Below are 13,045 nucleotides of genomic sequence, written 5' to 3' on the forward strand. Positions count from 1 at the left end.
ATTGACACTGCTCAAGTAAAGCAATTTACGTGCCTAAAAATTGGTTGTTATGGCTAATTACCGTATGTATTTATTATTAATGCAGCAGGGCTGCTAGGCTTTGTAACCGCCCTCAATTCCTTTAACGGCAATAGCGACTGCATCATGCGCATGGAGTGATTCGTAATGATTAATTTGTAGCCAGTAATCACTAAAGTTATCGTTTTCAAGAACCGCTTTAATTTTACGTGCAGCGTCTTCACAAAACATTAAATTTTGACCGTTAAGGCGGGCAAATTCTTGCTCATCTTCACGTTTTACTGCCGCTTGTACCGGGGTTTTTAGTTCAGCTTCTAATGTATCAATTAAATTTACTACGTCAAATTCACTAATCGTGTTGTCTAGCTTTACTTTAACGTTTGCAATTGAACGCTGTGAGTGAGGCGTTGCCACAATACCCTGTGTTGTACCTAGCCATGCTAAAACGTCTTTTTGATTAAGTGTTTCTTGGTTAAACTTTTCGCTAAAAGCATTTTGAATAAGCTGGCGAGCAAGTGCTGCAGAGCATGGACAGGTTGATGAATAAGTAACATCCACGCTTAGCTCGTAGCTAATTACGCTATTTTCAATAGTGCTGGTTAGGGTAATTGGGTAGCTTTTCCAACCTGCTTTACCGCTTAATAACGATTTACGACGCAGCGGTAACTCAAATTTAAACTCTATTTGGGCTTTGTCACTTAATCCTTCGTGGCTGGTGATAAAGGTATCGAGTGCTTGAGCTAAAGTTTGTGGGTTAACTTGTTGCTCTGTAGAGAGTAAATCAAGCGCTAAAAATAAACGCGACATATGAATGCCTTTAGCGTCTTCTTTATGCAAATTAACAAAGGCACGCGCTTTTGCGTTAACGGTAACGGGTGCTAAATCTTTCGATTCAAAAATAAATGGCAGTTCTATTTCGCCCATACCAACCCAGTCTAACTTACCTGTTTGTAAGGCGGGAGCCGTATCAGCTATATCGGGCATGTTGGTTTGCATGTGCGCTACTCGTTATTGGTCATAATAAAGCGCAGCATTTTACACTAAATAATTTATTGCTGAAATGATGAGTTTAACAAGTAGGCAAAAGTAAACATGAAAATTTTCTGTTTTTGTCGCACAACATGAATATAGCTAATAGAAAAATGCTAAAATCTGCTGCAAAATGCGTTTGACTATTAATAGGCACTTTTTATTTATGCCTAGTAACGAGATACACTGACCTATGACCGATTCTTCTTTGAGCCCTTGGGCTCGAGTACTTTCTAGTTTAATAACTCGCTTTGGTGAGTTAAAAACCGCGGCAATGTGCTACGCGCTTTTGTTAGGCGTGTCGCTTATATTGTCGAGTATGTTTTATTATGTGGCACTGGGTGAGGTTAATTTAGTTGATATTTTGGCTGTGGTATTTTTTACCGCGGTTGTATCTCCTTTTATGATCAGTATTTTACTCAACTCGATTAGACAATTAGATGCCTCATACGCTTATTTAGACAGCGCCACAAAACAAGAAAAGCTGTTAAATCAAACATTAAAAGATAATATCAACCGCCTCAACATTGAAATAGATGAGCGAAAAATGGCTTTTCATGCCAAGCATCGCGCCATTGAAGAGCTTCGCCGCGAAATAGCAGAGCGTAAAAAAACACAACAAGAACTTGCTCAGCAAGGCATGCTCCTTCGCTCTATTGTCGACTCTTCCCCCGATTTATTTTATTACCGAGATAACAACGGCGTGTTTGCCGGCTGTAATAAAATGTTTGAAGAGGTTATGGGCAAAACCAGTGCTGAATTAATTGGTAAAACAGTTGAGCAAATTTTCCCGAGCTACTTTTTAGCAGAAGTACTCAGAACCGATAAACAAGTAGAGCAAACGCATCAAGCGCTGACAATTGATGTTGAATATATGGTTAATGGTGAAAACCGTTGGTTTGAGCTGCGTAAATTACCGTTTATAAACGATCAAGGTGACTACATAGGTTTGCTTGCATTTGGCCGTGATATAACCAGCCGTAAAGAAGCAGCACAAGCGCTTGAAACAGCCTATAAGGATAAAGGTAAGTTTATAGCAACGCTTAGTCATGAGCTGCGCACGCCATTAAATGGCATTGTAGGTTTAACCCGAATGCTACTTGATACAGAGCTTAATAAGCAGCAACGCAGTTGGTGTAATACGGTATTTTCGAGCGCTGAAACCTTAGGTAATATTTTTAACGATATTATAGATTTAGATAAAATAGACCGAGAGCAGTTAGATATAGCAACCGACTCTATTAACGTTTCAGACTTTATTAACGATGTAGTGAACTTTGCAGGTTTAATTGCTGAACAAAAAGAGCTTGAATTTTCAATTGAGCGAAATGGCACATTAGATGTTTACGCACTCCTAGACCCAACGCGTTTACGCCAAGTGGTATGGAACTTAATTAATAATGCCGTTAAGTTTACCCAGCATGGCGAGGTAAAACTCACATGTAGCCGAGAAGAGCGTAACGACGGGCCGTGGCTTGAACTTAAAATATCAGACACAGGGCAGGGGATCCCAGAGGATCAACTCTCGCGCATATTTGATATGTACTACAAAGCCCCAGATTTAAGCGGTAAAAATGCGATTGGCTCAGGCATTGGTTTAGCCGTAACCAAAGCGTTGGTCAGTGCAATGAAAGGCACTATTTCGGTAACCAGTACAGAAGGTGAAGGCAGCTGCTTTACAGTACACATACCGCTTAGCTTATGTGTAGCGCCTACCGAACAAAGCTATGCCGGTAGAGGTTTATATATTTTACTTGTAGAGGATGTGCCATTAAATGCTGAAATTGCGACAAACCTGTTAGAGCAGCGCGGCCATGAAGTAATTTGGGCCGAAACAGGTGAAGATGCACTCTCGTTTGTAGAAACCGAAGACGAGCTAGATTTAGTACTACTTGATATGCAACTGCCCGATATAAATGGTGATGAGGTGGCAAGACAAATACGTGCCGATAGCCATTTTGATAAACTACCTATCGTTGCGCTTACAGCGAATGTACGTAGCGCCGAAGAAGACTTAGAAGGTATTTCGGTGCAAGGGGCGCTTGCTAAACCGATTAATACAATAAAGCTTGATAAAATGCTAGCTGATTTGTTTGATATTCAACAAAGTGAATCAGACAAACCGCTGCTAACGGTAAGTAAAGAAGCGCTTGAGGGCATTAATGCAGGTGTGCTTGATGTTGAAACCATTGAAGACTTTGTAAACTCTATGGGGCTTGAAGTATTTAAGCGCAGCAGTGGTTTGTTTGAAAAACTAAACCCGCAATATCAGCAAGAGCTGCAAAGCGTGTTAAATGAAAACGACAGGGAAGAGTACAAATCGGTGGCGCATAAGCTTAAAGGTGCTGCGGGCTCTGTAGGATTAAATGACGTACAGTTACATGCTAAAAAGATGGAACACGGTGCGCTTGATGAATCAGATGAAGTACTAAGAGAATGGTTGGATACATTGGCTGATAAAATAAATGAAGGACAAATTGCCCTTCATTCGTTTTTACAATTATTAGAGTAAGCGGTTTACTCTAATTAAGCGTCGATTTTACCAATAAAGCGGTAACCTTCACCATGGATGGTGCTGATTAGCTCAGAAGTAGAATTATCACTTTCGAAGTGCTTACGAATACGACGAATAGTTACATCTACTGTACGGTCATTAGCGCGAAGCTCACGGCCAGTCATATGCTTAATAAGTTGCTCACGGCTAAAAATACGCCCTGGAGAATCAAGCATTAAACGCAGCGCTCTGTATTCACCTTTAGGTAAACGCTTAGCATCACCATTTGGTGACGTTAAACAACGGCTGTTTTCGTCAAGTTCCCAACCATTAAATGTAATTACACCGTTGGTTTCTAGCACTGACTCTTCGCCGCCTAGCGCTGTACGGGTAATTAAGTTGCGAGCGCGTATAGTCAATTCACGAGGGTTAAAAGGTTTAGTGATGTAATCATCAGCACCAATTTCTAAACCTAAAATACGGTCTACATCGTTATCACGGCCGGTTAAAAAGATTAAACCGACTTTACGTTTTTGGCGTAATTCACGTGCTAAAATTAGCCCGTTTTTACCCGGTAGGTTGATGTCCATAACTACAAGATTGACGTCATCATTATTTGTAAGCTTGTCATGCATATCATCGCCATCAATGGCTTCAATAACTTTGTAACCTTCAGCTTCAAATAAACTCACGAGGTTTAGTCGAGTTACGTCTTCATCCTCTACGATTAGAATGACTGGCGTTTGCATTATTAATTAACCTTTTTGGAATATTTTATTTACAAAAAATCGAATCTTAACTAAATAATTCGATTACTAGAGATTATAGGATTATACCCAAATGTTAACAAGAAAAAACAAGTTGGATAAAAATAAAACAGTAGGGGTGTTCCAAACTAACCAAAAGGCATTGTGCAAAAACTACTGTTTAATGATATATAACGGATGCAGCTTTTTGAATTATGAAAACGAAGCCATTTCCTTTAATAATTGATACATCCACCAATCGCTTAAAGGTACTAAAAATAATCGCGCAAATTCAAAACGGAATTATATCATTTTATAACCTTTCATCAATGTATGTGATACTGCAAAAGCAATAAAGTTCAGAAATTGTATCGCTTAATTATTAGATCAAGTTAAATAATTAAACATGAAATATCACATGCTCTCTCTATAAGGTCATTAAATGGTAATTCAAGTAAAAAGCGTAAATAAATACTCTTTTTTTAAACACTTTTTATGGAATTGTAATAACAAAGCGTACGCCGGGTTTTGCATCTAGGTCATACAGTATATGCCCACCTAGTGCTTGGGTTACTAAGTTGTACACTAAGTGCATGCCTAAACCACTTGCCCCTTGGCCTCGCTTAGAGGTTACAAATGGGTCAAATATCCTGTTTTTGACGTTTTTATCAACGCCTTGGCCGTTATCTGTGTAGATTATTTTTATTTGTGGGCCTGTTATTTCTATATCAAACTTAATTTCGTTATTTTCGCTATTGCTAAAACCATGAATAGCAGAGTTTAAAATAAGCTGTTGGAAAATTTGTTGTAATGGCTCAGATTTACTCTCAATGGTTAAATCACTCGGACAATTAATCACTACGTTAGGCTTTGACTTTATTAACTCTGATTGAATCGACATTAACACATCAGATATTAACCTATGGATGTTTACATGGGTTTTAATCCCGTCATCTTGAATTACAGCTACCTTTTTAAAGTTAGAGATAAGGTCGGCCGCACGGTTTAGGTTTCTATAAATTAAATCAAGGTTTTCGATACCTTCGTCAATAAAGCGTTTTAATTGGTTAGAAGTAAGAGACTTATTATCAAAACTAAGCTGAATATCGGCAAGTTTATCGCGCAGCAAGGTTGAGCCAGTAATACCTAGGCCAATTGGGGTGTTAACCTCATGGGCTACGCCGGCTACCATTTGCCCTAATGATGCCATTTTTTCGTTTTCTACTATTTGTTCTTGGTATTGATGCATTCGCTCAAGGGTAGAAAGTAGCTCTTGGTTTGCTTCGCGCAGGGCTATTGTTCTTTGGCTTACCTTTTCTTCTAAGCTTTGGTTGAGTTGTTTTATCTCTAGTTTGTCTTTTTCATGACGTTCTATTTGCTTACGGGTGCGAGTAAGCATGATATTTAAGCTGTTTGATAAGGCTGTAACCTCTTTTACGCTGGTGCTTGGTGCGCGTACGTCATAGTTATGATTTTTTGATACGTCTTGTAGCAATACACTTAAGTGTTCAATAGGGTTAGCGATACTTTTTTGTGTTTTTATCGCTATAAAGTACACAAAAAACAAAATAAACAGGGTAAGGAAAATATCTATAATAATTTTTTGTTTTATAAATTCATCTAGGCTTTCTAAGCTGCCACGCATATAAACGTAACCCACCACCTGCTCGTTATTAAGTACAGGTGTTATTAGCTCAATGTAGTTGTTGGTCACTCTTGGCTCGTTAAGCTCTTTAATGCTGTCTACTCGCAGCGGAACAGGTGGGGTTTTTTTAGCATTAAAGCTAATAAAAAATACAGGTTTACTCGATGTTTTTTCTATTGCGTAAATATGAATGTTTTTAACAAGAGGGATTTTATCAAACGACTTTAGGCGTTTTTCTTCTGTTTTTCTGTCGTCTTTTACCAATGAACCTGCGGCATCAAAAGCAACAATATCGGAAAGGATCACGAGCTTGTTTATGATCAGTTCCTTTTGTTCTTTTACACTCATATAAGTGGAAATTGAAACCGATAAAGTTAAACAAATAGCAGTGATAAGCATGATTGTGTTGATCAGCGCTTTTCGAATACTTTTTTGATGTACTTTTTTTGGCATTATTGCTGCATCGCCTAAGCATGAATATTTATATTTAGAACTTTAGTTTAGCAAAAACCATAGAAAGTGAAGGGAAATAGTGAAATTAATTCTGATATTTATTCGAAAGTTAGGCTAAGTATTAATTACACTTAGCCTAACTAAGTATAATTAGTTAGCTACTGTAAACGGCAAATTTGTTATTTTTGTACACAGTGTGGAAGCTACCAAACTGCGCCTCTAAAATTGGCGGGTATTTTAAAAAGCTATTAGCCACTATGCTTAGCTTTCCTACCTTGGTTAAGTGCTGCTTAGCATTTGATAAAAATGCTTCTGCAATTGTGTAGTCGGTCGCTATGCCAGTATGAAAAGGCGGGTTACTAACTATTAAATCAAACTTGCCGCTAATACTTTTTAAGCCATCACTTAAAATAGTGCCGCCTTTAATATTATTAAGCTTTAATGTTTGCTCAGTAGCATAAGTTGCAAGTGCGCTCACATCGCTGCAAGTAAAAGTCAGTGCTGGGTTTTTAATACCTAAAAAAGTGGCTATTAAGCCCGCACCACAGCCAAAATCCAGTACATTACCTTGTTTAGTGGTCGGGGCATTTTCTAGTAGCATTTTTGTGCCAGCATCTAAAGCGCCGTGGTTAAATACACCCGGAACACTGATAGCATCAAACTCTACTCCTGCTACATTTACTCTAAACGTTTTATGGTAGCGGCTAATCTCAAAGGTTGGGCTGTTCTCTAGTTGCTCAAATGAGAACAAAATACAATGCTTAGCAGAGTCAATTTTATTACTGTACTGCGCTTTGCCCGCGAGCTGCTTTTCTATCGATTTAACGCCACTTTTATTTTCGCCTACCACAAGTAGCTGTGCTTTTTCGTTAATAACGGCGCGAATATTATCAAGTGCCATTAATACTTCAGGCTTTGATTTTGGGTAGTAAAGAATGACTAAATCGTAATCGTTGGCGGCCATTTCATGGTTAACACACACATCTATGCCATTTATTTTTTTAGCAAATTCCCCATTAGCATGGTTATAACTAAATGCGGTGATGGCACTTTGAGGATTTAGCTGCTTTAGCTCTGCTAAAAAGCCATCTTGAACAAAGTTGACCACCAAGATAGATTTTCCCACTAGTTCTTCGCTATTACGAAGTAACAGTAAACTTGGGTTGGTTAATACGCTCATAAATGGCTTTGCCTTACAAATTATTGATTAGTAAATTGGTGTAATTATTTTGTGCGCTCAAACATTAAGTCCCACACGCCGTGACCTAAACGGTGGCCGCGCTGTTCAAACTTAGTTAGCGGGCGCGAATCAGGGCGAGGTACGAAGTCGTTGGTAGATGACTGATTTTTATAGCCTGGCGCTGCTTGCATAACTTCTAGCATGTGCTCGGCGTAGTTTTCCCAGTCAGTAGCCATATGAAAAACACCGCCAATTTTTAATTTGCTACGCAGTTTTTCAGCAAATTCTGTTTGCACTATACGGCGTTTATGATGACGCTTTTTATGCCATGGATCAGGGAAGAATAACTGCAGCGTTGTTAAGCTTTCATCTGCAAGGCAGTCAGCGAGTACTTCTACTGCATCGTGTTCAAATACACGTAAATTAGTAACACCGGCTTCATCTGCATCCATTAAACATGCGCCAACGCCTGGGCGATGTACTTCAATACCAATAAAGTTTAGGTGCGGTGCATTTTTTGCCATTTCAACTAATGACTTGCCCATACCAAAACCAATTTCTAATACTACATCATTGTTATTGCCAAATACTTGAGCTAAGTCGAGTAGGCCGTTTTTATGCTCAAGCCCCATAGTTGGCCAGCATTTTTCAATTGCGGCAGCTTGGCCTTTAGTTAAGCGGCCTTCGCGTTTTACAAAACTGCGAATTGTGCGGATATACTTACCTTCTTGCTTAGCTTGCTCAAGGTTGTTGTTACTTGATTCACTCATATTATTGGCCTGACAAAAACAATGTGTTTAAAAATGGTTGCGTATTATCCCTGACCACGCAGCTAATCACAAGTATTAGCGTGTTATAGCGCCTTCATAGCTTGATCTTTTTATTAACTGCAATAGACTGAGCCGCTATTGAGCATGAGTAAAAGTAGTATATGTTGGATTTAAATAAACAGCAGTCAGACAAATTTGCTAACCAAGTGGTTCAGTGGTATCACCTTCATGGGCGTAAAACATTGCCTTGGCAACTAGGTAAAACACCGTATAAAGTGTGGGTATCAGAAGTAATGTTACAGCAAACGCAAGTTGTTACGGTTATTCCATACTTTGAAAAGTTTATGGCAAGCTTCCCAGATATCATTGCTTTAGCAAATGCAGATGAAGATTTAGTGTTGCATCATTGGACTGGCTTAGGTTACTACGCACGGGCACGCAACTTACATAAAACGGCCAAAATAGTGCGAGATAAATACCAAGGTAAATTTCCAACTACACTTGAAGAAGTCATGGATTTACCCGGAATAGGGCGCTCTACCGCAGGTGCGGTATTATCGCTGTCGCTTGGCCAGCACCACCCTATTTTAGATGGTAATGTTAAGCGAGTGCTTGCCCGTTATTTTATGGTTGAAGGGTGGTATGGGGTAAAAAAAGTAGAAAACCAACTTTGGCATTTGTCTACCCAGTTAACCCCTAAAAACAATGTGACTGAGTTTAACCAAGCCATGATGGACTTGGGCGCCAGCCTTTGCTCTCGCAGTCGCTTTGACTGCCAAGCGTGCCCACTTAATAGCGATTGCGGTGCGTTTAATGCCGGTAAGGTTAAAGAGTTTCCTCATTCTAAACCTAAAAAAGCGGTTCCTAAAAAGAGTTGTCATCAGTTAATAATTCAACATGACGAGAAAGTTTTAATGGAAAAACGCCCAAGTAGCGGTATTTGGGGCGGTCTGTTTGGCTTTTTTGAGTTTAACGAATACAGCGAAATGGTGTTATTTTTAAATCAGCAAGGCTTAAAAACCGAGCTGGAAGAGTTAACGCCTTTTACTCATGTGTTTTCGCATTTTGAGCTGACAATAAATCCACATGTGCTTAATATTAATAACGTACCGGATGTAGTAAACGATAAACAACTTGTGTGGTACCCACTCGATCAATCTATAGAGGTGGGTTTAGCCGCACCGACTAAAAAGTTGGTTAAACAAATGAGCCCAATAGGTTAAACTATTAGCATTTAGCGCTTAAGAGAGTCAATTATGGCACGTACAGTATTTTGTCAAAAGTTACAAAAAGAAGCCGAAGGGCTTGGATTTCAGTTATACCCTGGTGAACTAGGCGAGAAAATTTTTAATAATATTTCTAAAGAAGCATGGGGCCAGTGGCAGCATAAGCAAACTATGCTAATCAACGAAAAGCATTTAAATATGATGGACCCAGAGCACCGTACGTTTTTAGAAGAGCAAATGGTTGGCTTTTTGTTTGAAGACAAAGACGTAGAAATTGAAGGTTATCGACCTCCTGAAAAGTAATTTTTAGGCATAAAAAAAAGGGCTGTATAGCCCTTTTTTTATAGCTATATTTTATAGCGTTTCTTCATCAGTATTCGCTGAGCGCACTTGCTCTTTTAAAAACTGCGCAGCTTTAGAATATTCAATTTCAAGGGTATCTCTTTGCGCTATTAGCTCATCAGTATCAAGCTCAGTATTTCGACACTTCTCTTCAAACTCTTCTGCACATTGCGCAACGGCCTCTGCACCAATAGTTTTAGAGATAGCCTTGAGCTGATGACAAGCACTGCTTATCTCGTCTCTGTCATTAACCATAACGCCGGAATTAATGCTTTTAATTAGGCTTTGGCTTTGCTCTAAAAACATTTTGAAAAAGCGTAATTGTTTGGCTTCGTCGCCGTTTACATAAGTAGATACTGCGTCCATATTAATAGGCATGGCAGGCTTTTGATGAATGACAACAGTTTGGTCTTTATTATGCTTATCATACCAACGCTTTAAGGTATCTTCTAAGGCATTAAGCTCTATAGGTTTAGTAATAAAGTCATTAATACCTACCGCCAGGCAACGCTCTTTTTCACCTTTGAGCGCATTGGCAGTAACCGCAATAATATAAGGCTGAGCGTCTATAGAGTCTAACAACTCGGCTTCATCACGAATTTTTTCAACCATATCGTAACCTGACATTTTTGGCATATGTAAGTCGGTTAATATGAGCGAGTAATTGTTTTGACGCCACATATCTAAACCTTCTTCACCGTTATTTGCTACTTCAACGCCATAGCCTAGTATATGCAGCTGGTCGGTTAAAACTTGCTGGTTTAGTAGGTTATCTTCTACTAATAAAATGAGTTTATTTGCATCGCGTGCTTGTTCAACATTTAAATAATTGTTGAGTGTTTTTGTTTTTTTAATTTGTTTAGGTTGATGCAAGCCTGCTGCTACCAATATCGACATCATAAAGTTAGATTTACACAGCGGTGAGGCATTAATATAAAATACATTTTTATGGTTTATAGCGGCTTCATCAAGCTTACTTAATACCACCACTTGTTGATTATTATCTTCAAGTGAGTAAATAAGACGACGCAGTAAAGAGTTAACTTTTTCCATATCATCTATGCCATCGACAACCCATATAATGTCGTGCTGCTCTTGTTGAGCTTCTATTTCTTGCTGGTTGTGCACGTAGGTAATTTTAGCGCCCATAAACGATAAATAGCGGTACATTGCTTTTTCGCGCTCTAAATGATTGCTCACTACCACTACATGTTTGCCATTGAGCGCATTTTTATGTGCGTACTTAATTTTTCCCGAGGTACCAAATGGAAGCTCAACGGTAAATTCGCTACCAATGCCTGCATGGCTAGTTACATTAATCGTCCCGAGCATAAGCTCGGTTAAACTTTTACAAATAGAAAGTCCTAAACCAGTGCCGCCGTATTCACGGGTAATTGAGTTTTCGGCTTGCACAAACGGGTTAAATATTTCTCGCAGTTGCGCTTGGGTCATGCCCTTGCCGTTATCGGTTACGCAAAAACGCAGCGTAAAATGATCCGCCGTATTATGGGCCACTTCTACCGATATTTTTACGTGCCCTTGGCGTTTATCATCAGTACTGGTGAACTTAATTGCATTACTACATAGGTTATACAGTACTTGGCGAACCCGTATTGTATCGCCAGTTAAATTAGTTGGAATATCTGGCGCAATAGAAAGCTCTAAATCTAATTTGCGCTTTTTAGCAACAGATGAAAGCACGCGAGCAACCTCTTCAATCGTATCAGTAACTGAAAAAGGCGTAGGGTCAATATTTAGCTTACCCGCTTCAATTTTAGAGAAGTCTAAAATATCATCCAAAATACTTAATAGTGAAAACGCTGACTCACGGATAATAGTACTTAAACGATGCTGCGCGCCATCAAGCTCTGTTTGTCTTAATAAATCTATAGTGCCAATAACGCCGTTCATAGGGGTGCGAATTTCATGGCTCATAGTGGCTAAAAAGGTCGTTTTAGTTTCGCTAGCGCGTTGTGCTTTTAATGTCGCTTGCTCTAATGCAATTGTTCTTTGTTGTACTTCGCTCTCAAGGCCTGTTTGTAATTTTTGAAGCTCTTTTTGCGCAGCCTCTTTTTCAGACATTACTGAGTTAACTTTATCTAGCAGCAAGTTAATGTTTTTAGCCACGCCAGATAAGCCTAAGTCTAGTTTTTCACTTACTTTACTGTCGTAATTGCCATTTTCGGTAATCGCTTGAAGTTCTTCATTTAATAAATGACTACTTTTACGCAAGCGAGTATTTATATAGGTATTAAATAGTAGGGCTAATGCAAATAAGGCAAACACGCTTACAATTGCAATAATATAGGCTATTACTTGCGAGTCTTGCTGCGTTAAAGGCGGTGCTGGTAACTGCTGTTTTATTATTAGCTCACCAATAGGCTGGTCGTTCAAAAGCAATATATGGTGCAATATACCTTGCTCAGTTAAATGCTCATCTACTTTTTTAGACTCGATAGCGGGTTTAGTGCTGCTATATACAAGTTGGGTTTCTGAGGTGGCATTAAAGCGATAGAGCGTATATTCAAACTCATCATCTAATATTGAGGTAAGCTCAAGTAGCTGGCGAACCTTGCCTTGCCCATACATAGTAAGTGCATCTACCATTGGTAAATCAAGTTGTTGTGCTAGCTGCGTAATACTTACTTTTTGTTTGGCTGCTGGTGCAGGTTGTGTGTTTTGCGAATAAAACGCAAAGGCAACAATAGCAAGCGCTGTTACTGCAATATTAATAATTAAAAAAAACGGCAGTAAGCCTTTTACCGGCGAAGAGAGTTTACTCTGCATTGATTGTTCCCATTGGTATTTGTCTGTACGATAAGCCTTAACGCATTATCAATGTGATCGTATCATTTACATCAAATAATACACTACGTTTTTAGTCTGGTTTAATTGGTTAAATTAAGGTTTTTCGTAAGTTTTTGTTGGATAAATAAACATTAGTCTATAAAAACTCGCTTTGTTGTGTGAAAACCGTTCAAACAGTTATAAAGAGTAAAAAAAAAGTTGACTTGTAAGGGCAAAACTCGTTTAATACGCCGCACGCCCAGATGGCTCAGTCGATAGCGCTGAGTGGGAATTGCATTAAAAATCATTTATGACTTTTTAATTAGCACTGTTAAAGTGCCTCGATAGCTCAGTT

9 protein-coding genes are annotated in these 13,045 nt (G+C 38.9%); 3 read left to right on the forward strand and 6 right to left on the reverse strand.

What is annotated here, in order from left to right; genetic code table 11:
- Nucleotides 1–93: 93 nt before the first annotated feature.
- Nucleotides 94–1,014, reverse strand: coding sequence for a GTP cyclohydrolase FolE2 (gene folE2, locus CWB60_RS17880; protein ID WP_055254809.1), 921 nt, complete (start codon nucleotides 1,012–1,014; stop codon nucleotides 94–96).
- A gap of 226 nt (nucleotides 1,015–1,240) precedes the next feature.
- On the opposite strand from folE2, the gene arcB reads away from it, so the two are divergent.
- The gene (arcB, locus tag CWB60_RS17885) at nucleotides 1,241–3,559 is read left to right on the forward strand and encodes an aerobic respiration two-component sensor histidine kinase ArcB (RefSeq protein WP_138578539.1); all 2,319 of its coding nucleotides are present in this window, start codon (nucleotides 1,241–1,243) and stop codon (nucleotides 3,557–3,559) included.
- Nucleotides 3,560–3,573: 14 nt separating this feature from the next.
- On the opposite strand, the gene arcA is transcribed toward arcB, so the two are convergent.
- From arcA to trmB, 4 genes are all read right to left on the reverse strand, one after another.
- Nucleotides 3,574–4,290: a two-component system response regulator ArcA gene (gene arcA / locus CWB60_RS17890; protein ID WP_004587530.1), complete on the reverse strand. Its 717-nt coding sequence runs from the start codon at nucleotides 4,288–4,290 to the stop codon at nucleotides 3,574–3,576.
- 490 nt (nucleotides 4,291–4,780) lie between these two features.
- Entirely contained in the window at nucleotides 4,781–6,385 is a 1,605-nt protein-coding gene (locus tag CWB60_RS17895) for a HAMP domain-containing sensor histidine kinase (RefSeq protein ID WP_138578541.1), read from the reverse strand.
- 154 nt (nucleotides 6,386–6,539) lie between these two features.
- A complete protein-coding gene (locus tag CWB60_RS17900) occupies nucleotides 6,540–7,565 on the reverse strand; it encodes a methyltransferase (RefSeq protein ID WP_138578543.1) in 1,026 nt (341 codons plus the stop codon).
- Nucleotides 7,566–7,609: 44 nt separating this feature from the next.
- A complete protein-coding gene (gene trmB / locus CWB60_RS17905) occupies nucleotides 7,610–8,335 on the reverse strand; it encodes a tRNA (guanosine(46)-N7)-methyltransferase TrmB (RefSeq protein WP_138578545.1) in 726 nt (241 codons plus the stop codon).
- A 161-nt stretch (nucleotides 8,336–8,496) separates the two neighbouring features.
- Between trmB and mutY the strand changes: the two genes are divergently transcribed.
- Both mutY and CWB60_RS17915 read left to right on the forward strand, forming a co-directional pair.
- Entirely contained in the window at nucleotides 8,497–9,558 is a 1,062-nt protein-coding gene (gene mutY, locus CWB60_RS17910) for an A/G-specific adenine glycosylase (protein WP_029772456.1), read from the forward strand.
- Between the two features lie 33 nt (nucleotides 9,559–9,591).
- Nucleotides 9,592–9,864, forward strand: coding sequence for an oxidative damage protection protein (locus tag CWB60_RS17915; RefSeq protein ID WP_004587535.1), 273 nt, complete (start codon nucleotides 9,592–9,594; stop codon nucleotides 9,862–9,864).
- Nucleotides 9,865–9,915: 51 nt separating this feature from the next.
- Here the strand turns inward: CWB60_RS17915 and CWB60_RS17920 are convergent, their stop codons facing one another.
- Nucleotides 9,916–12,690 (reverse strand): hybrid sensor histidine kinase/response regulator, encoded by a 2,775-nt coding sequence (locus CWB60_RS17920; RefSeq protein WP_138578547.1) that lies wholly within the window; start codon nucleotides 12,688–12,690, stop codon nucleotides 9,916–9,918.
- Nucleotides 12,691–13,045 lie beyond the last annotated feature (355 nt).

This window comes from Pseudoalteromonas sp. S327 (genome assembly GCF_005886415.1).
Taxonomy (GTDB): Bacteria; Pseudomonadota; Gammaproteobacteria; order Enterobacterales; family Alteromonadaceae; genus Pseudoalteromonas; species Pseudoalteromonas atlantica.

Excerpts from the sequence above, each read along its gene's own strand:
- folE2 (WP_055254809.1), bottom strand. The coding sequence starts at position 1,014 with ATGCAAACCAACATGCCCGATATAGCTGATACGGCTCCCGCCTTACAA.
- arcB (WP_138578539.1), top strand. The coding sequence starts at position 1,241 with ATGACCGATTCTTCTTTGAGCCCTTGGGCTCGAGTACTTTCTAGTTTA.
- arcA (WP_004587530.1), bottom strand. The coding sequence starts at position 4,290 with ATGCAAACGCCAGTCATTCTAATCGTAGAGGATGAAGACGTAACTCGA.
- CWB60_RS17895 (WP_138578541.1), bottom strand. The coding sequence starts at position 6,385 with ATGCCAAAAAAAGTACATCAAAAAAGTATTCGAAAAGCGCTGATCAAC.
- CWB60_RS17900 (WP_138578543.1), bottom strand. The coding sequence starts at position 7,565 with ATGAGCGTATTAACCAACCCAAGTTTACTGTTACTTCGTAATAGCGAA.
- trmB (WP_138578545.1), bottom strand. The coding sequence starts at position 8,335 with ATGAGTGAATCAAGTAACAACAACCTTGAGCAAGCTAAGCAAGAAGGT.
- mutY (WP_029772456.1), top strand. The coding sequence starts at position 8,497 with ATGTTGGATTTAAATAAACAGCAGTCAGACAAATTTGCTAACCAAGTG.
- CWB60_RS17915 (WP_004587535.1), top strand. The coding sequence starts at position 9,592 with ATGGCACGTACAGTATTTTGTCAAAAGTTACAAAAAGAAGCCGAAGGG.
- CWB60_RS17920 (WP_138578547.1), bottom strand. The coding sequence starts at position 12,690 with ATGCAGAGTAAACTCTCTTCGCCGGTAAAAGGCTTACTGCCGTTTTTT.